The organism is Telluria sp. Soil_C_11, from assembly GCF_057657395.1.
The window spans coordinates 203,823-226,816 of the sequence record NZ_JBDGIN010000007.1; the positions used below are offsets into that span (position 1 = coordinate 203,823).

General features: G+C 69.1%; 22 protein-coding genes. 14 read left to right on the forward strand and 8 right to left on the reverse strand.

Annotation, left to right across the window (positions count from 1 at the left end):
- Positions 1-25 precede the first annotated feature (25 nt).
- Together AC3A6M_RS14130 and AC3A6M_RS14135 are read left to right on the forward strand one after the other, a co-directional pair.
- Positions 26-874, forward strand: coding sequence for a universal stress protein (locus AC3A6M_RS14130; RefSeq protein ID WP_487853349.1), 849 nt, complete (start codon positions 26-28; stop codon positions 872-874).
- Between the two features lie 18 nt (positions 875-892).
- Positions 893-2,263 carry a universal stress protein gene (locus AC3A6M_RS14135; protein WP_487853350.1) on the forward strand — a complete coding sequence of 457 codons (1,371 nt, stop codon included), beginning with the start codon at positions 893-895 and terminating at the stop codon, positions 2,261-2,263.
- An 8-nt stretch (positions 2,264-2,271) separates the two neighbouring features.
- Here AC3A6M_RS14135 and AC3A6M_RS14140 read toward each other — a convergent pair whose 3' ends face one another.
- On the reverse strand, positions 2,272-2,643 hold the full coding sequence (locus AC3A6M_RS14140) for a DUF2784 domain-containing protein (protein WP_487853351.1): 372 nt from the start codon (positions 2,641-2,643) through the stop codon (positions 2,272-2,274).
- 109 nt (positions 2,644-2,752) lie between these two features.
- On the opposite strand from AC3A6M_RS14140, the gene AC3A6M_RS14145 reads away from it, so the two are divergent.
- Both AC3A6M_RS14145 and AC3A6M_RS14150 read left to right on the forward strand, forming a co-directional pair.
- A complete protein-coding gene (locus tag AC3A6M_RS14145; protein ID WP_487853352.1) occupies positions 2,753-3,463 on the forward strand; it encodes a lipid-binding SYLF domain-containing protein in 711 nt (236 codons plus the stop codon).
- A 122-nt stretch (positions 3,464-3,585) separates the two neighbouring features.
- A complete protein-coding gene (locus AC3A6M_RS14150; protein ID WP_487853353.1) occupies positions 3,586-4,686 on the forward strand; it encodes an alpha/beta fold hydrolase in 1,101 nt (366 codons plus the stop codon).
- 13 nt (positions 4,687-4,699) lie between these two features.
- Here the strand turns inward: AC3A6M_RS14150 and AC3A6M_RS14155 are convergent, their stop codons facing one another.
- The gene (locus AC3A6M_RS14155; RefSeq protein ID WP_487853442.1) at positions 4,700-5,440 is read right to left on the reverse strand and encodes a sulfite exporter TauE/SafE family protein; all 741 of its coding nucleotides are present in this window, start codon (positions 5,438-5,440) and stop codon (positions 4,700-4,702) included.
- A gap of 15 nt (positions 5,441-5,455) precedes the next feature.
- Entirely contained in the window at positions 5,456-6,589 is a 1,134-nt protein-coding gene (lldD, locus tag AC3A6M_RS14160) for an FMN-dependent L-lactate dehydrogenase LldD (RefSeq protein WP_487853354.1), read from the reverse strand.
- Between the two features lie 147 nt (positions 6,590-6,736).
- Between lldD and AC3A6M_RS14165 the strand changes: the two genes are divergently transcribed.
- From AC3A6M_RS14165 to AC3A6M_RS14185, 5 genes are all read left to right on the forward strand, one after another.
- Positions 6,737-7,390, forward strand: a complete 654-nt coding sequence (locus tag AC3A6M_RS14165; RefSeq protein ID WP_487853355.1) for a trimeric intracellular cation channel family protein — start codon at positions 6,737-6,739, stop codon at positions 7,388-7,390.
- 81 nt (positions 7,391-7,471) lie between these two features.
- Positions 7,472-8,086 carry a hypothetical protein gene (locus AC3A6M_RS14170; protein ID WP_487853356.1) on the forward strand — a complete coding sequence of 205 codons (615 nt, stop codon included), beginning with the start codon at positions 7,472-7,474 and terminating at the stop codon, positions 8,084-8,086.
- A 25-nt stretch (positions 8,087-8,111) separates the two neighbouring features.
- Positions 8,112-9,500, forward strand: a complete 1,389-nt coding sequence (locus tag AC3A6M_RS14175) for a nucleobase:cation symporter-2 family protein (RefSeq protein ID WP_487853357.1) — start codon at positions 8,112-8,114, stop codon at positions 9,498-9,500.
- Positions 9,501-9,514: 14 nt separating this feature from the next.
- Positions 9,515-10,135, forward strand: a complete 621-nt coding sequence (locus AC3A6M_RS14180; protein WP_487853358.1) for an ABC transporter ATP-binding protein — start codon at positions 9,515-9,517, stop codon at positions 10,133-10,135.
- Positions 10,132-10,926: an ABC transporter permease gene (locus tag AC3A6M_RS14185; protein ID WP_487853359.1), complete on the forward strand. Its 795-nt coding sequence runs from the start codon at positions 10,132-10,134 to the stop codon at positions 10,924-10,926. Before AC3A6M_RS14180 ends, AC3A6M_RS14185 begins: the two co-directional genes overlap by 4 nt.
- Positions 10,927-10,936: 10 nt before the next feature.
- Here AC3A6M_RS14185 and AC3A6M_RS14190 read toward each other — a convergent pair whose 3' ends face one another.
- Positions 10,937-12,535, reverse strand: a complete 1,599-nt coding sequence (locus tag AC3A6M_RS14190) for a phytoene desaturase family protein (RefSeq protein WP_487853360.1) — start codon at positions 12,533-12,535, stop codon at positions 10,937-10,939.
- A gap of 200 nt (positions 12,536-12,735) precedes the next feature.
- On the opposite strand from AC3A6M_RS14190, the gene AC3A6M_RS14195 reads away from it, so the two are divergent.
- From AC3A6M_RS14195 to AC3A6M_RS14205, 3 genes are read left to right on the forward strand one after another with little or no spacing between them, the layout of a single operon-like run.
- Positions 12,736-13,419: a VTT domain-containing protein gene (locus AC3A6M_RS14195; protein WP_487853361.1), complete on the forward strand. Its 684-nt coding sequence runs from the start codon at positions 12,736-12,738 to the stop codon at positions 13,417-13,419.
- A complete protein-coding gene (locus AC3A6M_RS14200) occupies positions 13,416-14,210 on the forward strand; it encodes a COG4705 family protein (protein WP_487853362.1) in 795 nt (264 codons plus the stop codon). The genes AC3A6M_RS14195 and AC3A6M_RS14200 overlap by 4 nt, the downstream gene beginning before the upstream one ends.
- Positions 14,211-14,243: 33 nt before the next feature.
- Positions 14,244-14,642: a hypothetical protein gene (locus AC3A6M_RS14205; protein WP_487853363.1), complete on the forward strand. Its 399-nt coding sequence runs from the start codon at positions 14,244-14,246 to the stop codon at positions 14,640-14,642.
- A 7-nt stretch (positions 14,643-14,649) separates the two neighbouring features.
- On the opposite strand, the gene AC3A6M_RS14210 is transcribed toward AC3A6M_RS14205, so the two are convergent.
- The 4 genes from AC3A6M_RS14210 to AC3A6M_RS14225 all read right to left on the reverse strand — a co-directional run bounded on the left by AC3A6M_RS14210 (position 14,650) and on the right by AC3A6M_RS14225 (position 20,224).
- Positions 14,650-15,966 carry an MFS transporter gene (locus tag AC3A6M_RS14210; RefSeq protein ID WP_487853364.1) on the reverse strand — a complete coding sequence of 439 codons (1,317 nt, stop codon included), beginning with the start codon at positions 15,964-15,966 and terminating at the stop codon, positions 14,650-14,652.
- Between the two features lie 116 nt (positions 15,967-16,082).
- Entirely contained in the window at positions 16,083-16,433 is a 351-nt protein-coding gene (locus AC3A6M_RS14215; RefSeq protein WP_487853365.1) for a hypothetical protein, read from the reverse strand.
- A gap of 46 nt (positions 16,434-16,479) precedes the next feature.
- Positions 16,480-19,503, reverse strand: a complete 3,024-nt coding sequence (locus AC3A6M_RS14220; protein ID WP_487853366.1) for an FAD-binding and (Fe-S)-binding domain-containing protein — start codon at positions 19,501-19,503, stop codon at positions 16,480-16,482.
- Positions 19,504-19,519: 16 nt separating this feature from the next.
- On the reverse strand, positions 19,520-20,224 hold the full coding sequence (locus AC3A6M_RS14225) for a GntR family transcriptional regulator (protein ID WP_487853367.1): 705 nt from the start codon (positions 20,222-20,224) through the stop codon (positions 19,520-19,522).
- A 164-nt stretch (positions 20,225-20,388) separates the two neighbouring features.
- On the opposite strand from AC3A6M_RS14225, the gene AC3A6M_RS14230 reads away from it, so the two are divergent.
- Positions 20,389-21,624 carry a pyridoxal-phosphate-dependent aminotransferase family protein gene (locus AC3A6M_RS14230; RefSeq protein ID WP_487853368.1) on the forward strand — a complete coding sequence of 412 codons (1,236 nt, stop codon included), beginning with the start codon at positions 20,389-20,391 and terminating at the stop codon, positions 21,622-21,624.
- A gap of 46 nt (positions 21,625-21,670) precedes the next feature.
- Positions 21,671-22,954, forward strand: a complete 1,284-nt coding sequence (locus tag AC3A6M_RS14235) for an MFS transporter (protein WP_487853369.1) — start codon at positions 21,671-21,673, stop codon at positions 22,952-22,954.
- Positions 22,955-22,994: the final 40 nt, after the last annotated feature.

Sequence of the window (22,994 nt, forward strand, 5' to 3'; positions counted from 1 at the left end):
CTTACCTCTTTTGGGAGGAACCGCCATGTACACCATGTACAAGACCATCGTCGTCCACATCGACGGCGACGCCCGGCAGGAAAGCCGCCTGCGCGCAGCCGCCCTGCTCGCCGTCAGGCACGGCGCCCACCTGGTCGGCAGCGGCGCCACCGGCCTTTCCCTGATGGACTACAGCCTGCTGACCGGCGGCATGACGGCGCCGGTGATCGGCGACGACTTCCAGGGCCTGCGCGACGCCGCCGCCGCGCACCTCGAAGCCTTCCGGCAAGCCGCCGCCCACCTGGGCGTGACGAACCCGGAAGCCCGCCTGATCGAAGACGATCCACGCTACGCCCTGCTGCTGCAGTCGCGCTACGCCGACCTGGTGGTGCTGAGCCAGGACGGCGGCGCCGAGCCCGGCCAGCTGGTGCGCACGCGCGGCCTGCCCGAACACGTGGCCCTGCGCGGCGCGCGGCCGGTGCTGGTGGTGCCCGGCGCCTACCAGGGCGACCCGCTCCCCGGCACCACCGTGGCGGCCTGGGACGGCGGCAACCAGGCGCTGCGCGCGATCACGGCCGCCCTGCCGCTGCTGGCGCAGGCCGGCAGCGTCAAGCTGGCCGTGGTCAATCCCGACGCGCTGTCCGACCTGCACGGCGAACAGCCGGGCGCCGACATGGCGCTCTGGCTGGCGCGTCACGGCGTCCAGGTCGAGGTCGTGGTCGAGCACACCCGCGCGACGGCCGGCGACGCGCTGTGCGCCATGGCGCGAAGCTACGGCGCCGGGCTGATGGTGGCTGGCGCCTTCGGCCACAGCCGCTACCGCGAGTGGATCCTGGGCGGCACGACGCGCGAGCTGCTCGAGCGCGCGCCAGTGCCGCTGCTGATCGCGCATTGAGGGAACGATCGAGAGACGATGAGGCTGCATCGCCCGCCCATCCAGCCGCCGGCCTATACCGCCGCGCTGCGCCACGCGCGCCGCCTGCTGTGCACTCGCCTGGCGCGCAGCGCAGGCGCGCCGGACGCGACGTTTGCGCACGATTACGTGGACATCATCGCCGAGGTCGAAGCCCATCTGCGGCACGAAGAAACCGTCATGCAAGCCTGCCGCGTCAAGCGGCTCGAGGAACGGGTGCATGAGCAGCGCCAGGAAAACGCCGCGATCCTGGCCGCCCTGCACCATACGCTGCCGCAGGTGGAGTCCGGCCAGCTCGGGCTGGCGCGCCAGCTGGTGGCGGCGCTGACCGACATCCTGTCCCTGCACCGCATCAGCGCCGACCTGGCCCTGCCGCACCAGCTGCCACCGCCGGCCGGCCCGCCGCGCATGCGCGGACGCGCCGCGCGTGCGCCCCACCCCGCGCCGCCGCGCCCGCCGCGCCGCGCGCGCGAACACGCCGCGCCCGAACCCTTCGCCTTCCCGATGGAGATTCCGATGTCGCTGCAGTCCATCCTCGTCCACGCCGACCTGTCGCGCCATGCGCCGGCGCGCATCCACGCCGCCGCCCTGCTGGCGCGCGAGCACGGCGCCCATCTGCTGGGGGCCGCCATGATGGGCGTTTCGCGCGCCATCTTCCCGGACGGCTACCAGGCGCGTCCCGGCACCCTGAGCGCGGCCTGCTTCGATCCGCTGGCGGAAAACGCCCGGCTGGCGCTGGCGCGCTTCGAAGCGATCGCCAGCGAGCGCGGGGTCCCGCACGAGACCCGGCTGGTGCCGGACGAAGCCGACGACGGCCTGGCCATGCTGTCGCGCTTCGCCGACCTGGTCGTGGTCAGCCAGGACGACCCGGCCGAATCGGTGTCCGACCACGTCCTGCGCATGCCCGACTACGTGATCCTGAACAGCCCGCGGCCGGTGCTGGTGATCCCGTACGGCGTGGATCCGCCCGAGACCGGCGTGGCGCGCCGCATCCTGCTGGGCTGGGACGGCAGCCGCGAAGCCGCGGCCGCGATGGGCGCCGCGGTGCCGCTGCTGCGCCGGGCCGACGCGGTGACCGTCACCATGCTGTCCGGTCCGGCCCTGGCGCCGGCCGAGTGCGCGGCCCAGCAGGAAGAACTGCTCGGCTTCCTGGGACGGCACCGGGTGAACGCCACCGTGCTGGTGCGCGATTGCGTCGCCGACTATGGCGGCGATACCGGCCACGCGCTGCTGTCGGTGGCCGACGAGCTGGACGCCGACCTGCTGGTGATGGGCTGCTACGGCCACAGCCGGCTGCGCGAGCTGTGCCTGGGCGGCGCCAGCCGCACCGTACTGGCCGAGGCGCGCATCCCGGCCCTGCTGGTGCACTGAGCGGGATATCAGGCTGGCCCGCTCGCGCGCCGGCGCCAGATCCACAGGTAGAGGATCGCATTGATGGCCAGCACGGCCACGCCCAGCCCGAGCTGCAGCCCACGCGTCAGGCCGGCCGGATAGATCAGCGGCAGCAGGTAATGGTCGACAAAGCCGCCCTCATAGCCGGCCTCCCCGGCCAGCTGCCGGAAAAAGACTTCGGCCCAGGTCAGCGGGCAGGCCGCGCCGCTAGCCTCGACCAGCACGCCCCAGCCCGCCGCCACCAGGTGCACGGGCAGCCAGCGGTGGCGGCGCGCCACCAGCAGCGCGCCGAACACGACGAACAGGATGAAGCCGACATGCAGTAGCAGGACGGCATCGGCGAGGAAACGGTAGAGCATGGTTTCAGTGTACCCGCTGCGATACAGGTGGACAGCACGACTGATCGACATCAAACGCCAGACATATCACCCACTTATTCTGCATGTGAACCGCAGGAAGGAGAACGACATGCCACATAAAATCCCCGCCGCTGCAGCCCTGCTCCTGCTGTGTGCGCTGTCGCCGGCCATGGCCAACCCCGCCGTCAAGCAGGACCGGGCGGCAAGCCCGGCCAGCAACGACACCGCCACCCGGCGCCAGCAGGCCGCCGTCAAGCGCATCAGCGACGCCGTCGCCGTGGTCACGGCCATGAACCGGGAAGCCGGCATGCCGGACCTGCTGGCGAAGGCGCGCGGCGTCTACGTGGTGCCCACCTACGGCCGTGCGGCGCTGGGCATCGGCGGCGAAGGCGGCCCGGGCGTGCTGATGGTCAGGCGCAGCGACGGCAGCTGGGGCAACCCCGCCTTCTTCAACATCGGCGGGATCAGCGTCGGCCTGCAGGCGGGCGTCGAGGGCGGTCCCTTCGCCCTGTTGCTGATGAACCAGAAGGCCGTCGATCACTTCCGCAACCGTAACAATTTCTCGCTGAGCGCCGACGCCGGGATCACCGTCGTGAATTTCACCCGTCTCGCCCAGGGGACCGTCACCGGCGACGTGGTGGCCTGGTCCGGCAGCAAGGGACTGTTCGGCAATGCCGCGACCCTGGCGCTCAACGACATCCGCTTCAACCAGCGCCTGAACGAGGCCTACTACGGCAAGACGATGACGGCGCTGCAGACGATCGACAGCACCGAGATGAATACCCAGGCCGATGCCTTACGGAAGGTTTTGGGCAAGTAGAAATATCCCTGCGGATAAGCGTTTGGCCGGCCGCAAAGGGAGGCGTCATTTATCCGGTGCGGCATTGGTATGCCTGCCGCATTGGCGTACATTGCAGTCTTCCTGAAGAAGACGAGACCGCCATGTACCCGACAAACTGGAATTCATTCGGCACCCTCGGTGCCCTGGCCCTCAAGCAAATGGACCGCAGCCGCCAGGCACGCGGCCAGATGCTGGAGCGTGCGGGCTACGGCCCGCGGCCAACCCCCTCCACCCTCCTGCACAGCGAGCCCGGCCTCAAGCTTCGGCGCTTCGGCGCGGAATTTGCCGACGGCCCGCCGGTGCTGCTGGTGCCGGCGCCCATCAAGCGCGCCTACATCTGGGACCTGGCGCCCGAAGTCAGCGTGGTGCGGCGCTGGCTGGAGCGCGGCTACCGGGTCTACCTGGCCGAATGGGCGCCTCTGGACGAGTCCGGTGCGGACGATGCCGTCGAGAAGCACGACTTCGGCCTGGCCGACTACGCGGACCGGTTGTTGAGCGCCTGCCGCCAGGCCATCGCCGCCGACGCGGGCGGCACGGACGCCAGGCCCGTGATCGCCGGCCACTCGCTGGGCGGCATCCTGGCGGCGATCCACAGCTGCCTGTATCCGGAGCAGTTGCGCGCCACCGTCCTGCTGGAATCGCCGCTGCATTTCCAGCCGGCCTCCTGCTGCTTCAACCGGCTGGTGCGCGCCACGCCCGATGCGCGCGAGATCGCCGCGACCTTCGGCCACGTCCCCGGCGTGTTCCTGAACACCATGAGCGCGATGGCCGAACCGCAAGCCTTCCAGTGGGAACGCTGGAGCGACCGCTGGCTCTCGCTGGGCGACCCGCAGGCCATGGCCACCCACATGCAGGTGGAACGCTGGACCCACGACGAGTTCGCGCTGCCGGGCCAGCTGTTCACCGACCTCGTCGAATCGCTGTACCGCAGGGACGAGTTGATGCAGGGCGAGCTGGAGATCGGCGGCCGGAGAGTCGGCCCGGGCGAGTTGCGCACGCCGCTGCTGAGCGTGATCGACCCGCGCAGCAGGCTGATCCCGCCAGCAGCCGTGCTGCCCTTCCACGAAGCGGCGGCCAGCCCGCGCAAGCAGGTGCTGCATTACGAAGGCGATGTCGGCGTCAACCTGCAGCACGTCGGGGTGCTGGTCGGCCGCAACGCGCATGCCAGGATCTGGCCGGCGATCTTCGACTGGCTCGGCTGACCGCGCCCGCGCTTCATAGCGGCCGCAGGAACAGGCCGACGGTGAGGGCGACGCCGATGCCGACGATGGCCACGCGCAGCGCCTTCTCGTTCACCCGGTGCAGGGCCCAGGTGCCGGCCAGTCCGCCGAGGATGGCGCCGACCGCCAGCACCGCGGCCTGCAGCCAGTGCAGCTCGGGCGAGGTGATGAACAGGACGACCGCCGAGGCGTTCATCACGCCCGCCAGCACGTTCTTGGTGCCGCCCGCGTTGCGCGCCGACAGCCCGGCCATGGTCAGCGCCGCCATCATGAGGATGCCGATGCCGCCGCCGAAATAGCCGCCGTAGACGGCGATCAGGAATTGCGCGGCGCCGGTGGTGAAGCGGCCCAGGTGCGCCGCCTTCTCCTCGGCGCCCTTGCGGAAGAAGCTGCCCCAGGTGAAGACGGCGGTGGCGAACAGCACCAGCCACGGCACCAGGCGCGCGAACACCGTGGGCGAGGTATGCAGCAACAGCAGGCCGCCGGCCGCGCCGCCGAGGATGCTCAGCACGAACAGCGTACGGAAAGACAGCCCGGCCGCCCCGCTCACCAGCTTGCGGCCGGCATAGCCCGCGGTGATCTGGCCGGGAAACAGGGCCACCGTGGAAGTGATGTTGGCCGCCAGCGGCGACATCCCGGACAGGATCAGCGCCGGCAGGGTCACGAAGGAGCCGCCGCCAGCGAGGGTGTTCTGGACGCCGGCCCAGAGACCGGCAAGAAAGACCAGGAGCAGCAGCATCGCGCTTCCGCCTCAGCCGGCGAGGACCTGCGGCCCGATCTCGCGGATCGACTTCACGCCGGTCAGGACCATGTTGGTGCGGATATCCTTCTCCATGATCGCCAGCAGGCGCTCGACCCCGGCCTGGCCGGCGGTCGCCAGCGCGTAGATGAAGGCGCGGCCGATCAGGACGCCGTCGGCGCCCAGCGCCAGCATGCGGAACACGTCGGTGCCGGTGCGCACGCCGCCGTCGGCGAAGATCGTCATCTTGCCCTTGACCTCGTCGGCGATGGCCGGCAGCACGCTGGCCGAGGACGGCGCGCCGTCGAGCTGGCGGCCGCCGTGGTTCGACACCACGATGCCGTCGGCGCCGAAGGCCAGCGCATCGCGCGCGTCCTCGGTGTCGAGGATGCCCTTCAGGACCAGCTGCCCTTTCCACTCGTCGCGGATCCACTGCAGGTCCTGCCAGCTGATGCCGGGGTCGAAGTTCGAACCGAGCCAGCCGATGTAGTCTTCCAGTCCGGTCGCGTGGCCGCGGTAGGTGGAAATATTCCCCAGGTCGTGCGGACGGCCGTGCAGGCCGACATCCCAGGCCCAGCGCGGATGCATCATCGCCTGCAGGATGCGGCGGCGCGGGCCGGCCGGGCCGCTCATCCCGCTGTGCAGGTCGCGGTAGCGGTTGCCGGGCACCGGCATGTCGACCGTGAAGATCAGGGTGGTCGCCCCCAGCTCGCTGGCGCGGCGCATCACGTCGCGCATGAAGCCGCGGTCCTTCAGTACATACAGCTGGAACCAGATCGGCCTGGAGGCCTTGGCCGCCACCTCGGCCAGCGAGCAGACCGAGACCGTGGACTGGATGAAGGGGATGTTGGCGCGGCCGGCCGCCTGCACCGCCTGTACCTCGCCGCGGCGCGCATACATGCCGGCCAGCCCGATCGGGGCCAGCGCGATCGGCAGCGCGCTCTCCTGGCCGAACCAGTTGGTCGTCAGGTCGAGCTGCTCGGAGCCGCGCAGCACGCGCTGGCGCAGCTTGACGGTCTGGAGGTCGCCGACGTTGGCGCGCAGGGTCTGTTCGGCGCCGGCGCCGCCGTCGAGGTAGTGGAACAGGAAAGGCGGCAGCTTGCGCCGCGCGGCTTCGCGGAAATCGGTTGCGGATGAAATGATCATGGGTCTCGGTTGGCCTGCCGGCTGCGGTTCTTGTCGTACTGTCCAGTGTACGACGAAACGGCGCGATACGGGTATGCCCCATGCCTGATTTCCCGGCGGCGATGCTATAGTGTCCGGTCCATTTCACTGAACAGTAAAAAGACCCCGATGTTCCCGGCAGTTTCCCTCGACGTGGCGGCGGCCCTGAAGACGCTCGTCCTGACCCTCGACCTGGTCGGCACCTTCGTGTTCGCGCTGAGCGGCGCGACGGCCGGTGTGAAACGCAGGCTGGACATTTTCGGCGTGCTGGTGCTGTCCTTCGTCGCCGCCAACTCGGGCGGCATCGTGCGCGACCTGCTGATCGGGGCGACGCCGCCGGCCGCCATCAGCGACTGGCGCTATGCGGTGGTGTCGGTGATGGCCGGGCTGCTGATCTTCTTCTGGTATCCGAAACTGCGCCACCTGAAGAGCCCCGTGATGGTGTTCGACGGCGCCGGCCTGGCGCTGTTCTGCGTCGCCGGGGCGCAGAAGGCCCTGGTGTTCGGCCTGGAGCCGGTGATGGCCGCCCTGCTCGGCATGCTCACCGGCGTCGGCGGCGGCGTGGCGCGCGACGTGCTGCTGTCCGAGGTGCCGGCGGTGCTGCGCGCCGAGGTGTATGCGGTGGCCGCGCTGGCCGGCGCCGCCGTGGTCGTGATCGGCCATGTGCTCGGCCTGCCCTCGGCGCCGATGGCCTGCGCCGGCGCGGCCCTGTGCTTCGGCCTGCGCATGGCGGCGATCCGCTACGACTGGCATTTGCCGGTCGCGCGCACGCCCGAGGATTGATCCGGGCTTGATCCGGCTCAGCGGCACCACGGGATCATTGGCGCATCCTGAAGGCTTTCGTCAATACCGGGAGCCGCCGACATGAAAGCGCAAGCCTTGGCAGCGATGCCGCGCGCGGGTCGGCCCCTGGCCAACCTGGCCTTCAGCGCCCTGCTGTTTTCCATCCTCGGCTGGACCCTGCTGGAGCGCTGGAGTTTCGGCGCCCGGGCCGGCGCCTGGGCCCACCTGCTCAATACCCTGGCCTGCGCCCCGGTCCTGGCCTGTTCGCTGCGCCGCTTCCATGCGGCCTGCCCGCGCCGCCTGCGGGCGCGGACGCGGCCGGCCCGCACGCCCACGACCGCCGCGCCGGCGCTGGCGCTGCTGGCGATCCTCGGCGCCGCCTGCGGCATCGCGGCCGGCAGCGGCTCGATGGCGGCGATCGTGGCGCCGGCGGCGCTGTGCTGCTGTGTGCCCTGGACCACGCTGCGCGCCCACCAGCTGCACCTGTTCCTGCCGCTGCTCGCGGCGGCGGCGGGCGCCGCGCTGGCGCCGTCGCTGGCCGGGCAGACCTTCGGGCTGGTGCCGGCGCTGGCCGCGGCCTGGTGCCTGTGGACCGCCGCCGCCATGCTGTGCGTCGGGCTGTGCGGAGCCGAACTGTTGAACGGGAAAGGCGGGCGCCGAGGGGGCGCCGCGCAGCGCGGGCGCGGAGCACGGTAGAATCCGCTTTTTGCCTGCGCGCGCCATGACCACACAACCGCCCCGCTCCACCGCCACGCCTCCCATTCCCGACCTGGTCCTCGGACTCGAAGACCGCCCCGCTCCCCTGATCGGCATCCTCGCCGCCCTCCAGCACCTGCTGGCAATCATCGTCCCCATCGTCACCCCGGGCCTGCTGATCTGCCAGTCGCTGGGCGTGTCCGCGCGCGACACCAACCTGATCGTCTCGATGTCGCTGGTCGTGTCCGGGATCGCCACCTTCATCCAGTGCCGCCGCTTCGGGCCCTTCGGCGCCGGGCTGCTGATCGTGCAGGGCACCAGCTTCAACTTCGTCGGCCCGCTGATCGCCGGCGGGACCCTCCTGGTCAAGCAGGGCACGCCGGTCGAAGCGGTGATGGCCGCGATCTTCGGCGTGGTGGTGGCCGGCTCCTTCATCGAAATGGGCGTGTCGCGCATCCTGCCGTTCGTGAAGCGCATGATCACGCCGCTGGTCACCGGCATCGTGGTGCTGATGATCGGCCTCACCCTGATCAAGGTCGGCCTGATCAGCATGGGCGGCGGCTTCGCGGCGATGTCGAACGGGACCTTCGCCAACGGCGAGAACCTGCTGCTGTCCGGCGTGGTGCTGGCCATCATCGTGGCGCTGAACCGGGTTCCGGTCGTGTGGATGCGCAGCGGCGCCATCATCATCGCGCTGGCGGCCGGCTACGCGCTGGCCGGCTCGCTCGGACGCCTGGACTTCACCGGCATGCACCAGGCGGCCTGGTTCCAGGTGCCGCAGCCGCTGCACTTCGGCCTGGCCTTCTCGTGGTCGCTGTTCATCCCGATGATCGTGATCTACCTCGTCACCTCGCTCGAAGCCATCGGCGACGTCACCGCGACCAGCAAGGTCTCGCGCGAGCCCGTCGAAGGCCCGGTCTGGATGCGGCGCATCAAGGGCGGCGTGCTGGTCAACGGCGCCAACTCGCTGCTGGCCGGACTGTTCAACACCTTCCCCAGCTCGATCTTCGCCCAGAACAACGGCGTGATCCAGCTTACCGGCATCGCCAGCCGCCATGTCGGCATGTGGATCGCCCTGTTCCTGGTCGTGCTCGGCCTGTTCCCCGGCGTGGCCGGCGTGATCCAGGCGGTGCCCGAGCCGGTGCTGGGCGGCGCGGTGATGGTCATGTTCGGCGCGGTGGCCGCGGCCGGCATCAATATCCTGGCCAGCGTGACCCTGGACCGGCGCGCCCTGCTGATCATCGCCGTCTCGCTGGCGCTGGGGCTGGGCGTGTCGCAGGTGCCGGAATTCCTGGCCCACATGCCGGCCGCGCTGCGCCATGTGCTGGAGTCGGGCGTGGCGACAGGCGGCATCTGCGCCGTGCTGATGAACTGGTTCCTGCCGCCCGCGCACGGGACCGGCGCCACGCCGTGATACAAGAGCAAGGCATGGCTGCGTCGAGCGCGCCCGCGCGCCTGTCCGCGCGCGGCCTGCGTTCGGGCTTCGGCGGCCCGTTCGACTTCGACCTGCTGGCCGGCGAATGCGTCGCCATCCAGGGTCCGTCCGGCGCAGGCAAGAGCGTCCTGCTGCGCATGCTGGCCGACCTCGACCCGCACGAGGGCGAGGTCCTGCTCGACGGGAAGGCCAGCCGCAGCATGCCGGCGCCGGCCTGGCGCGCCCAGGTGGTCTACCAGGCCGCCGAACCGGCGTGGTGGGAAGCGACCGCCGGCGAGCACTTCACGGCCGCACAGCGCGGCTTCGTGGACCAGGCGATGGCCGCGCTGAACCTGGCGCCGGCCCTGCTCGACAGCGAGGTCGAACGCCTGTCCACCGGCGAGCGCCAGCGCCTGGCCCTGGTGCGTTCGCTGGCGCGCGCGCCGCGCGTGCTGCTGCTCGACGAGCCGACCGCCGCGCTCGATCCGCCCTCCGTGGCGCGCGCGGAAGCCCTGCTGGCGGCGCGCCTGGAGGACGGCATGGCGCTGCTGATCGTCACCCACTCCGCCGACCAGGCCGGCCGGCTGGCGCAGCGGGTCTTCCATCTCGAACACGGAAGGCTGAGCGGCGCATGAACGCCATCCACCTCGGCGCCTGGGACCTGCTGGCCGCTTCGCTGCTGATCCTGCTCGACGCCGCGCTGTCGCTGGCGCTGCGGCTCGGCCTGCACCGCCAGATCCTGGTGGCGGCGGTGCGGATGGTGGTGCAGCTGGCGATCGTCGGGCTGGTGCTGCGCGGCGTGTTCGCGGGCGGCTCCCCGTTTGCTACCGCCGCCGTGATCCTGTTCATGGTGGGCGCCGCCGCGCGCGAGGTCGCGACCCGGCCGAAGCAGCGCCTGAAGCGCCACATGAACTATCAGATCAGCGCCGCGGTGGTCGCCTGCGCCGGCTTCGCCACCGTCCTGCTGGCCCTGACCACGGCGGTGCGGCCCGACCCTTGGTACGCGCCGCGCTATGCGATTCCGCTGATGGGCATCGTGCTGGGCAGCGTGCTGAACGCGGCCTCGCTGGCGCTCGACGGCGTGCTGGATGGCGTGGTGCGCGAACGCGGGCGCATCGAGGCCCGGCTGGCGCTGGGCACGCCGTTCCGCGAAGCGATCGGCCCGCTGGTGCGCGGCGCCACGCGGCGCGGCATGATCCCGGTCGCGAACCAGATGTCGGCCGCCGGCATCATCACCCTGCCCGGCATCATGACCGGCCAGCTGCTGGCGGGGATGGATCCGATGGAAGCGGTGAAATACCAGATCCTCCTGATGTTCCTGCTGGCCGGGGCCAGCGGGCTGGCTTCGGTGGGCGCGGCGCTGCTGGCGGTGCGCGCCCTGAGCGACGAGCGCCAGCGCCTGCGGCTCGACCGGCTGCGCGCCTAGCCGCCGGCCCTTAGCGCCGCCGGGCGAAGTCGCGCAACACCTCGCGCGCCGCATTGTGGCCCGGCGCCCCGGTCACGCCGCCGCCCGGATGCGTGCCCGCACCGCAGGTGTACAGCCCCTCGACCGGCCCGCGATAGTCGGCGTGTCCCAGCATCGGCCGCGCCGCGAACAGCTGGTCGAGTCCCAGCGCGCCGTGGAAGATGTCGCCGCCCACCAGGCCGAAGGTGCGCTCCAGGTCGAGCGGGCTCATGATCTGGCGCCCCACCACGGCGCGTCCGAAGTTGGGCGCATATCGGGTCACGGTGGCGATCATCAGGTCGGCCACCTGCTCGCGGTGGGCATCCCAGCTTGCGCCGTCGGGCAGCTCGGGCGCCACGTGCTGGCAGAACAGGCTGGCCACGTGCTGGCCGGGCGGCGCGAGGGTCGGGTCGAGCGTCGACGGTATCAGCATTTCGACGATCGGCTCGCGCGCCCAGCCGTGCGCCCGCGCGTCGTGGTAAGCGCGCTCCATGTACTGCAGGGTGGGCGCGATGATGATGCCGCTGGCGTGGTGCTCGGCCTTCTTCTTGCCCGGCAGGCAGCTGAAGTCGGGCAGTTCGGACAGCGCCACGTTCATGCGGAAGGTGCCGGAGCCGCAGCGCCAGGCCCGCATGCGGCGCAGGAAGTCGTCCGGCAGCGCGGCCGGGTCGACCAGCCGGGTGTAGAGCAGGCGCGGATTCAGGTTCGACACAACCACGCGCGCATCGAGGCGCTCGCCGTTCGCGGTGACGACGCCGGCGGCGCGGCCCTTGTCCAGCAGGATCTCGCTGACCGCGCAGCCCGTGCGGATCTCGACGCCGCGTGCCCGGGCCGACTTCGCCATCGCCTGCGTGATCGCGCCCATGCCGCCGATGGCGTGGCCCCAGGCGCCCTTCTTGCCGTTCACTTCGCCGAACACGTGGTGCAGCAGCACGTAGGCGGAGCCGGGCGTGTACGGGCTGGCATAGTTGCCGACCACGCTGTCGAAGCCATACGCGGCCTTGATCGGCGCGCTCTCGAACCAGCCGTCCAGCACATCGCCGGCCGAGCGCGTAAACAGGTCGAGCAGCTCGCGCTGGGTGGACAGCGGCAGCTTGCGCACCCGGTTGCCCAGCCTGCCGGCCTTGACCAGCTCCGGCAGCGCGTCGAACCAGCCGCCCTGCACCCGGTTCGGCGGCGTTTCCAGCACCAGGCCGCGCAGCAGGTCGGCCGCGGCGTCCAGGTGCCGCGCATAGTCGTCGAGGCGGCCGGCATCGCGCGGCGAGAACTTCGCGACTTCGGCGGCGGTGCGCCCGGCGCCGAGCTTCAGGTAATGCGTATCGTCCAGCGGCAGGAAATTCGCCAGCGGACGTTCGACCACGCGCAGCCCGTGCGCGGCCAGCTCCATGTCCCGGATCACCTTCGGGTTCAGCAGGGACACCGTATAGGAGGCGACCGAGTTGCGGAAACCCGGATGGAATTCTTCCGTCACCGCCGCGCCGCCGACCACGCCGCGCTGCTCCAGCACCGTCACCTTCAGCCCGGCGCGGGCCAGGTAGAAGGCGCATACCAGGCCGTTATGGCCGCCACCGACAATGATTGCGTCGCGCATGCAAGGTCTCCCGGTTGAACACGAGCATTGTGAACCGATGAGCGGGAAATTGCACTCGAAAACCCGGCCCGGATGAAACCAATGCCGGCCTGGACATTAAATTTCCGTTAAGTCCTGCGTGCGCCCCTCCCGGGACGGTATCCTCCTCGCATCGCCAACCATCCAGCCAGAACACACATGCCCAGCCAGCACCAATATTCATGGAACACGGGACACGCATGCCGGGCGGATTGATCGACTGGATGCTGCACCTCGACACCCACCTCGGCGCGCTCGCCGCGAGCCACGGTACGCTGGTCTACCTGCTGCTGTTCACAGTCATCTTCATCGAGACCGGCGTGGTCGTCCTCCCTTTCCTCCCCGGCGATTCGCTGCTGTTCGTGGCCGGCGCGCTGGCGGCCGAGGGGACCTTCCGGCTTCCGGTGCTGGTGCCGCTGCTGGTCGCCGCCGCCATCGCGGGCGATGCGATGAACTACGCGGCCGGCTCGCTGATGCGCAGGAAGGTGGGCGACGGCCACCGGCTGCGCCTGGTCAAGCCGGCCTACCTCGAACGCACCGAAGGCTTCTTCGCGCGCCATGGCCGCAAGACCATCGTGCTGGCCCGCTTCGTTCCGGTCGTGCGCACCATGGCGCCCTTCGTGGCGGCGCTTGGGCGCATGCCGTTCGGGGTCTTCCTGGCCTACAACGCGATCGGCGGCGCCGCATGGGTGGCAGCGCTGCTGGGAGCCGGCTACGCCTTTGGCAACCTGCCATGGGTGGGCGAGCACCTGACGCTCGTCTTGCTCGGCATCGTCGCGCTCTCCGTCACGCCGGGGCTGGTCGCCTGGCTCAGGCAGCGCAAGGACACCAACACGGCGCCGGCACGCGCCGAGGAGAAGACATGACAGGGAATGAACCTAGCGAATCCACGGATCCGGCGCCGGCGCTGGGCAAGGTGCCCGCCGTGACGCTCGGCTTCTGGCTGGTCAAGATCGCCGCGACCACGCTGGGCGAGACAGCGGGTGACGCCCTGACGATGTCGCTGGACCTCGGTTACCTGGCCGGCACCCTTATCTTCGCCGCCATCCTCCTGTGCGCGCTGGCGCTGCAGATCCGCGCACGGCGCTTCCACCCGATGCTGTTCTGGGCCGTCATCGTCGCCACAACCACCGTTGGCACCACGCTCGCCGATTTTTGCGACCGATCCCTCGGCATCGGTTACCTGGGCGGAACCGCGCTGCTGTCGGCGCTCCTCGCGGCATCCCTGCTGGCATGGCACCGGACCCTGGGCAGCGTCTCGGTCGAGCGCCTCGACTCGCGGACGGCGGAGATCTTCTACTGGCTGACCATCCTGTTTTCGCAAACCCTCGGTACCGCGCTCGGGGATTGGGTGGCCGATCCCTTGACCGGCTGGGGGCTGGGATACGAAGGCGGCGCCATGCTGTTCGCGGCAGGCCTCGGCCTGGTCATCGCCGCCTGGTTGTGGTCGCGCGTCTCGCATACAGTGCTGTTCTGGGCCGCGTTCATTCTGACCCGCCCGCTCGGCGCCACGATTGGCGACTTCCTCGACAAGCCGGTCGCCAACGGCGGCCTGGCGCTGGACCGCTTCTCCGCCTCGGCGGCCTTGGCCGGGTGCATGCTGCTGATGATTCTCGCGCTGCCGCAGCGCCCCGAGCGGATCCGGCCGCGCGCGTGAGAAAATCGGGTTTTCCCAACACTTGGCGCGGATATGGAAAACGACACACTGACATTCGAGGGGTTGATGGCGCTGGCCCGGTCATCGCGCAGCGTGACGCGCGCCTGCGCATGCGGGATCGGGCGCTATCGCGAGTGGACCCGCATCCCCGCCGATTTCCCGCAGGCGCAGATGCGCACCGCCGGCAGCCTGGCCGGCGATCCCTACCTCGAAGCGACCTACGCCGAATACCATCCGCACGGCACCGGCTACTGGTCGCCCGAGGCGCCGATCGCGCCGCGCTTTTACCCCTACAACCGCTGCGCGGTGCAGCAATGCACGGACTGCGGACGCAGCTGCCTCACTTATGTGGAAGCGGGCGGCTACTACGTCGAGCCGCGCATCCGTGCGCTCGATCCCGCGCTGCTGGTGGATGCGCCGCTGGACGCGTGATGGCCGCTCAGTCCAACGCCCTCTGGCGCGACTCGACGTCGACGCACAGGATCGCGAGCGCGCCGATCGCCAGGAAGGCCGCCAGCATGGCCAGCGCCAGCGTGAAATGCGCCGCCATGACCGGCGCGATGACCGCCGGCGCGAACAGGCCGCCGAAGCGCGCGACCGCACCCGCGAATCCCATGCCGGTCGCGCGCAGATCGGTCGGATAGACCTCTGGCGTGAAGGCATACAGGGCGCCCCAGGTGCCCAGCAGCGCGAAACTCATCAGGAGAGTCGAGCCGACCACCAGCGGCGTCGCGCTGCCGAAGCTGTACAGCATGCAGCCGGCGGCGCTCAGCAGCAGGAAGCCGACCAGGGTCGGCCTGCGCCCCCAGCGTTCGACGCCATAGGCCGACAGCGCGAAACCGGGCAACTGCACCAGCGCCAGCACGATCAGGAATTCCTGCCCGCGCATGAAGCCGAAGCCCTGGCCGCTCAGTTTCACCGGCAGGTAGACGAACACGCCGTAATAGGCGATCGAGATCAGCATCCACGCCACGCACAGGGCCACGCTGCGGCGGCGCAGCTGGCGCGCGAACAGCGCGAACACCGACGTCGGCACCGGGTGCTCGGTGTGCAGCGCCGGAATGGCGACGCTGCGGCCGTTGACCCGGGCGACCCGCTCCAGCACCGCGCGCGCCCGCTCGGGCCGGCCGCTGCGGTTCAGGTACATCGGCGACTCGGGCACCGAAAAGCGCAGCACCACGCCGACCAGCGCCGGGATGCCGGTGACGAAGAAGATCACGCGCCATGCGTCGTCGCTCCAGCGCAGGGCCACCAGGGCCAGCACCGCCAGCAGGATCGTGCCGACCGCCCAGAACGATTCGAGCAGCACCAGCCAGCGGCCGCGCCGGTCGCTGGGCAGGAATTCCGCCATCATCGTGTAATCCACCGGCAGGGTCCCGCCGACGCCGATGCCGGTCAGGAAGCGCAGCGCCAGCAGCCAGGTAAAATCCGGGGCGAAGCTGGACGCCACGCCGAAGCAGGCATCGACCACCACCGCCGCCATCAGCACCGGCCGGCGCCCGATCCGGTCCGCCAGGCGGCCGAAGGCGAAGGCGCCGACCAGCATGCCGATGAAGAAGAAGGTGCCGGTTTCCAGCGCTTTCGGCATCGCGATCCCGAAGGTCTTCGCGATCGAGGGCGCGCTGAAGCCGATCGACAGCACCTGCATGGCGTCGGCCATCCAGACCAGGCCGAAAATGACGAACAGGCGGTACTGGAACCTGCCGACGCCGGCCGCCCGTATGCCTTCTTCCACGCTGATGGGTAAGGTGGACATCTTTCCTCCTCTGCTGTTCGCTCAATGTTGAAGCCAGTTTGCAGAAAAGAGCCGCCTGGCACCGTGCAGTGGAAAACAGATGCGCAAAAAAAAATCCCGCCGCAGCGGGATACATGTCAAACCACCCTGACGCCGATATCGCCGCTGGAAATGCGCATGTTCAGGTCGAAATCGTCGACAACGCCGCCGGGACTGCCGTCGATGAGGACGGAAATGGCGCGGCCGCCCTGCACCAGCTTCATTTCCTCGCGGGACAGCGAGCGGATGAAAGTTGCTTGATTGGATGACGAAATGTGCTCGATAGAAAGATCTTCGATGACCAGGGTTTCATGACATTGCTCCTCGATGCGAATGCTTCGGAAGAAGTGAGCTTGCCGCAGGCGCTCACTCTCTCCCACGCATGGAGCGTGCCAGGCCGATGCCGGCGCCGGACCGGCCAGGGCCGCCCGCCGAAGCGTCGGATCCACGGCAACAGCTGCACGGAATGCAGTCGGGCCGCGCCCAACATGCCGTTCAAGCCAGCGCCGCTTCCAGCACCCGCGCCACGTGCACCGCCTCGCGCTGCGCCCCGTCGGCGATCTGGTGGCGGCAGCTGGTGCCGTCCGCCACGATCAGGGTGTCGGCCCCGGCCTTGCGCACGGCAGGCAGCAGCGACAGCTCGCCCATCTTCATCGACACGTCGTAATGTCTGGCCTCGTAGCCGAAGCTGCCGGCCATGCCGCAGCAGCTGCTCTCGATCAGCTTGACGTCGAGGTCCGGAATCAGTCCCAGCACCAGCTGCACCGGCTTGACCGCGTCGAAGGCCTTCTGGTGGCAGTGGCCGTGCAATAGCGCCGTCGATTGCGGCAGGGCCTTGAGCTTCAGCTTCAGCTTGCCCGCCTTCGACTCGCGCGCGAGGAATTCCTCGAACAGCATGGCGGCGCCGGCCAGCTGCCGTGCTTCCTCGCCGAAGCCGTAGGCCAGGAACTCGTCGCGCATGGTCAGCAGGCAGGACGGTTCCAGTCCCACCACCGGCACGCCGCGCCGGACGAACGGCAGCAGCGCGTCGATGGTGCGGCGGGCTTCCTGCCGGGCTTCGTCGACCTGCCCCGCGGCCAGGTAAGTCCGGCCGCAGCACAGGGGGCGCGATTCGCCGGGCGCGCGCGCCACGTGCACGTGATAGCCCGCGGCCCGCAGCACGCGGAAGGCGGCGGCGGCGTTCTCGGACTCGAAGTAATTGTTGAAGGTGTCCGCGAACAGCAGCACTTCCGGGACGCCGTCCGCAGCCTGCGCCGCCGCCGGCGCCGAGGACAGGAAGGTATCGGCGCGCCAGCGCGGCAGGCTGCGCTTCGCGCTCAGGCCCAGCCATTTTTCGCTGAGGCCGGCCGCGCCGGGCAGGCGGTCGCGCAGGTTCAGCAGCGGCGCCAGCCTGGCCGCCCATGGCGCGTAGCGCGGCAGGTTCGCCACCAGCCTGTCCTTCATGCTTGACCCGTGCCGCTTGCGGTAGTGGTACAGGAATTCGGTCTTCATGCGCGCCATGTCGATGCCGGTCGGGCAATCGCGCTTGCAGCCCTTGCAGCCGACGCACAGGTCCATCGTGTCGTACAGGGCCTCCGACGTCAGCGCATCCGGCCCGAGCTGGCCCGACACGGCCAGGCGCAGGGTGTTGGCGCGGCCGCGCGTCAGGTGCTGCTCGTCCTTCGTCACGCGGTAGCTGGGGCACATGGTGCCGCTGTCGAACTTGCGGCAGTGGCCGTTGTTGTTGCACATCTCGATCGCCTTGGCGAAGCCGCCGGTGGCGTCGCCGCCCGTGCCGGGCGCGCTCACCTGCTCCGTCACCGGGTCGGTCTGCACGTTCCATGCCGACCAGTCGAGCGCCGTCCGCAGCGGCTGCTCCGCGTAGCCGGGCTTGAAGCGGTACAGCGAGCGGTCGTCCATCTTCGTGGCGCGCACGATCTTCCCGGGGTTCATCAGGCCGTCCGGGTCGAAGGCGTCCTTGATCTCGCAGAAGGCGCCCATCATGCGCTCGCCGAACTGCCAGTCCACCCACTCGCTGCGCACCAGGCCATCGCCATGCTCGCCCGAGAACGCGCCCTTGTACTTGCGCACCAGGCTTGCCGCTTCTTCCGCGATCGCGCGCATTTTCGCGCTGCCGTCGCGCCGCAGGTCGAGGATGGGCCGCACGTGCAGGGTGCCGACCGAGGCGTGGGCATACCAGGTGCCGCGCGTGCCATGCCTGGCGAACACCTCGGTCAGGCTGTCGGTGTAGGCGGCCAGGTGTTCGAGCGGCACCGCGCAGTCCTCGATGAAGGACACCGGCTTGCCGTCGCCCTTCAGGCTCATCATGATGTTCAGGCCGGCCTTGCGCACTTCCCACAAGGCTTTCTGCTCGGCTTCGTCCGCCATCTCGACCACCGTCCCCGGCAGGCCGAGGTCGCCCATCAGCGCCACCAGGTCCTTCAGCCTGCGGTCCTGCGCGGCCTTGTCCTCGCCCGCGAACTCCACCAGCAGGATCGCATCCGGCCTGCCGATCAGGGCTTTCTCGACGGTCGGGCGGAACGCCGGATTGGACAGCGCCAGTTCGATCATGGTGCGGTCCACCAGCTCGACCGCCACCGGGCCCAGCTTGACGATATGTTGGGTGCTGTCCATCGCCTTGCTGAAGTTGCCGAAGTTGACGATGCCCAGCGATTTCGCCTTCGGCAGCGGGGCCAGCTTCAGGGTCAGCTGGCGCGAATACGCGAGCGTGCCTTCCGAGCCGACCAGCAGGTGCGCCATGTTGACGCTGCCGTCCTGGGTGTACGGGCGTTCCGACTGCGGATGGAAGATGTCGAGGTTGTAGCCGCCGACCCGGCGCATGACCTTCGGATAGCGCTCGCCGATTTCATGGCGTTCGCGTGCGGCGATCGCCTCCACCGCCGCCACCAGGCGCTGCACGCGCGCGGGCGCCTCGGCGCGCATCGCGGCCAGCGGGCCGAAGCGACTCGCCGTGCCGTCCGCCAGCCAGGCCTCGATCGCCAGCACGTTGTGCACCATATTCCCGTAATGGAGGCTGCGCGAGCCGCAGGAGTTGTTGCCCGCCATGCCGCCGATGGTGCACTGGGCCGCGGTCGAGACGTCGACCGGGAACCACAGGCCATGCGGCTTGAGCCAGGCATTCAGGTGGTCGAGCACGATGCCCGGCTGGACCGTGACCGTCATCGCTTCCTTGTCGAACTCCACCACCTGGTTCAGGTACTTGCTGTTGTCGAGGACCAGGGCCGCGCCCACGGTCTGGCCGCACTGGCTGGTGCCGGCGCCGCGCGCGAGCACGGGCACGTGCGCATCGCGCGCCAGCGCCAGCGCCCGCACCACGTCGTCTTCGGTGCGCGGGATGAACACGCCGACCGGCTCGATCTGGTAGATCGACGCGTCGGTCGAATAACGCCCGCGCGACAGGCGGTCGAACAGTACCTCCCCCGATGTTTCACTGCGCAGCCGGCCGGCCAGCTCCTGGCCATCGATGCGTGCCTGCACGCCGGCGGACAACAACACCTTGGAAGGTACCGAATCGTTCATCTCTGGGTTCTCCGGATCATTCGTCGTTGGTGGCGGGCGCCTGCGCCGCGCGCAGCACCGCGATCACGGCGTCGCGCTTGTTGCGCAGGTGCTGCTGCAGGATCGCGCGCAATGCGTCGCCGTCGCGCCGTTCCAGCGCTTCCAGCATCAGGCCGTGCTCGCGCACCGCCGCATCCCACTTTTCCTGGTTGAAGTTGGAGCGGAAGCGCAGGCTCTGGATGCGCGCATTGATCTGCTGGTAGGTCTCGGTCAGGACCGTGTTGCGCGCCATCGCGTTGATGCGGTCGTGGATCGTGTGATTCAGCTTGTAATAGCTCGGCAGGTCGCGCCGCGCGTGGGCCGCCAGCATCTCGAAGTGCAGCGCACGCACCTCGGCGACTTCCTCGTCGGTCGCGCGGGCGCAGGCCAGTTCGCCGGACAGGCTTTCCAGCGCGCCCATCACTTCGAAGGTCTGTTCGATCTCGGGCATCGACATCTGCGCCACGACGGCGCCGCGGTTCGGCTGCAGCACGATCAGGCCCTCGACGGCCAGGGTCTTGAAGGCTTCGCGCAGCGGCGTGCGCGAGACGTTCAGTTGCTCGCACAGGACGCGCTCGTTGAGGCGGGTGCCGGGCGCCAGGACGCCCTCGACGATCATGTCCCTCAGGCGGGCGCCGACAGCGGCGGACAGGCCGAGGCGGTCGATGCTGGCAATGGCAGGTGGAGTTGCAGGATTATTCATGGTTCGTCAATTGTATACCACATACAAAATACGCTACCAGCATTACCTCTCAATTCTGCTAGGACGACAGAGCGCAAATACGATATGCATTGACTTGGTTTTAATTCTGCATATTGTATACAAAACTTTTTCGCGATTTTTTCTTCAACACGACAGGATTGCACATGGTAAAACTGAACTCCCACCCCGCTGGCCGCCACTTCCTGCAGATCCCGGGTCCTTCGACCGTCCCCGACCGCATCCTGCGCGCGATGGACTACCCGACCATCGACCACCGCGGCCCCGAATTCCAGGCCCTGGGCAAGAAGGTCCTGGCCGACATCCGCAAGATCTTCCAGACCGCGAATCCGGTCGTCATCTACCCGGCCTCCGGCACCGGCGCCTGGGAAGCCGCGCTCGTGAACACCCTCTCGCCCGGCGACACGGTGCTGATGTACGAGACCGGCCACTTCGCCACCCTGTGGAAGAAGATGGCCGACAAACTGGGCATCAACGCCGAGTTCATCGGCGACGACTGGCGCCGCGGCGCCGACGCCGGCAAGATCGAAGCGCGCCTGGCCGCCGACCCCGGGCACCAGATCAAGGCGGTGTGCGTGGTCCACAACGAAACCTCGACCGGCGTGACCTCGGATATCGCCGCGGTGCGCCGCGCGATCGACCGTGCCGGCCATCCGGCCCTGCTGCTGGTCGACACCATCTCCTCGCTGGGATCGATCGACTACCGCCATGACGAATGGGGCGTCGACGTCACCGTCAGCGGCTCGCAGAAGGGCCTGATGCTGCCGCCGGGCCTGTCCTTCAATGCGGTATCAAGCAAGGCGATCGCCGCCTCGCGCCAGGCGAAGCTGCCGAAGGCCTACTGGGGCTGGGACGAAATCCTGGAAGCGAACAAGAACGGCTTCTGGCCCTACACCCCTGCCACCAACCTGCTGTACGGCCTGTCCGAAGCCTGCGACATGCTGCTCGAGGAAGGCCTGGCCAACGTGTTCGCCCGCCACCAGCGCCACGCCGCCGCCACCCGCGCGGCCGTCGAAGCCTGGGGCCTGGAGATCCTGTGCCAGAACCCGGCCGAGTACAGCGGCGTGCTGACCGGCGTCGTGATGCCGAAGGATGCCGCTGGCCAGTATTACAACGCCGACGCCTTCCGCAAGGCGGTGCTGGACAACTTCAACATGTCGCTGGGCCAGGGCCTGACAAAGCTGTCGGGTTGGGTGTTCCGCATCGGCCACCTGGGCGACTTCAACGACTTGACCCTGATGGGCACCCTCGCCGGTGTCGAGATGGGCTTCGAGGTAGCGGGCATCCCGCACCGCAAGGGCGGCGTACTGGCCGCCATGCAGTACCTGACGGCCACTCGCCCACAAGGCAAGCACGCCGAAACGCTGGCAAAGGCGGCCTGACGAGCGCCACGCCGGTTCCAAGAAAAATTCGAACAGGAGACACCACATGAAAGCAAGCCGTGCCACGACGCAGGTGCTGATACTACTCTGCGTGATGTACCTGATTACCTATGTCGACCGGGTCAACGTCAGTACCGCCGCCGCCAGTTTCGGCAAGGAGTTCGATCTCAGCAAGACCCAGCTGGGCCTGATCTTCTCCGCCTTCGCCTACCCCTACCTGGTGTTCCAGATCATCGGCGGCTGGCTGGGCGACAAGTTCGGCGCTCGCAAGACCCTGACCATCTGCGCCCTGGTCTGGGCCGGCGCCACCATCCTCAGCGGCCTGGCCACCGGCCTGGTGTCCCTGTTCCTGGCGCGCATGCTGCTGGGCCTGGGCGAAGGCGCGACCTTCCCGACCGCGACCCGCGCCATGGCCAGCTGGTTCTCGGCCGAGAAGCGCGGCTTCGCACAGGGCATCACGCACGCCTGCGCACGCCTCGGCAACGCGGTGACCCCGCCGCTGGTCGTGGCGCTGATGGCGGCCACCAGCTGGCGCGGCTCGTTCATCATCCTCGGCTGCATCAGCCTGGGCTGGGTGCTGTGGTGGGCCATCAGCTTCCGCGACAACCCGGCCGACCATCCGCGCATCACCAGGGACGAACTGGCCGTGCTGCCCGAGTACAAGCAGTACAAGGACCGCCCGAAAGTCCCCTGGATGCCGCTGTTCAAGCGCATGATGCCGGTGACCATCACCTACTTCTGCTACGGCTGGATCCTGTGGCTGTTCCTGAGCTGGATTCCGCAATACTTCCTGCACAACTACCAGCTCGACCTGAAGAAGTCCGCGATCTTCTCGGCCGGCGTGTTCTTCGCCGGCGTGGTCGGCGATGCGCTGGGCGGCATCGTCTCCGACCACCTGCTGAAAAAGACCGGCAACCTGAACACCGCGCGCCGCAACATCGTCGTGATCTGCATGCTGCTGACCCTGGCCTCGCTGGTGCCGCTGATGTTCATCCATGACCTGGTGATCTCGGCGATCTGCCTGAGCCTCGGCTTCTTCTTCATCGAATTCACCATCGGCCCGATGTGGGCGATCCCGATGGACATCGCGCCGAAGTTCTCTGGCACCGCCAGCGGCATGATGAATACCGGCTCGGCGCTCGCAGCGATCATCAGCCCGCTGTTCGGCGGCTGGCTGATCGACAAGACCGGCAACTGGGATACGCCGTTCATCTTCTCGATGGCGCTGATGGTGGTGGGTTCGATCACCGCCTTCGCGATGAAGCCGCAGAATCAGTTCGACGAGAAAGCCCATCTGCCTCTGCAGCCGCAACCTACCGTCGCCGTGTAAACCGGGCAGCCGGCCGGGGTGCTTGACCGGCCGGCTCCCA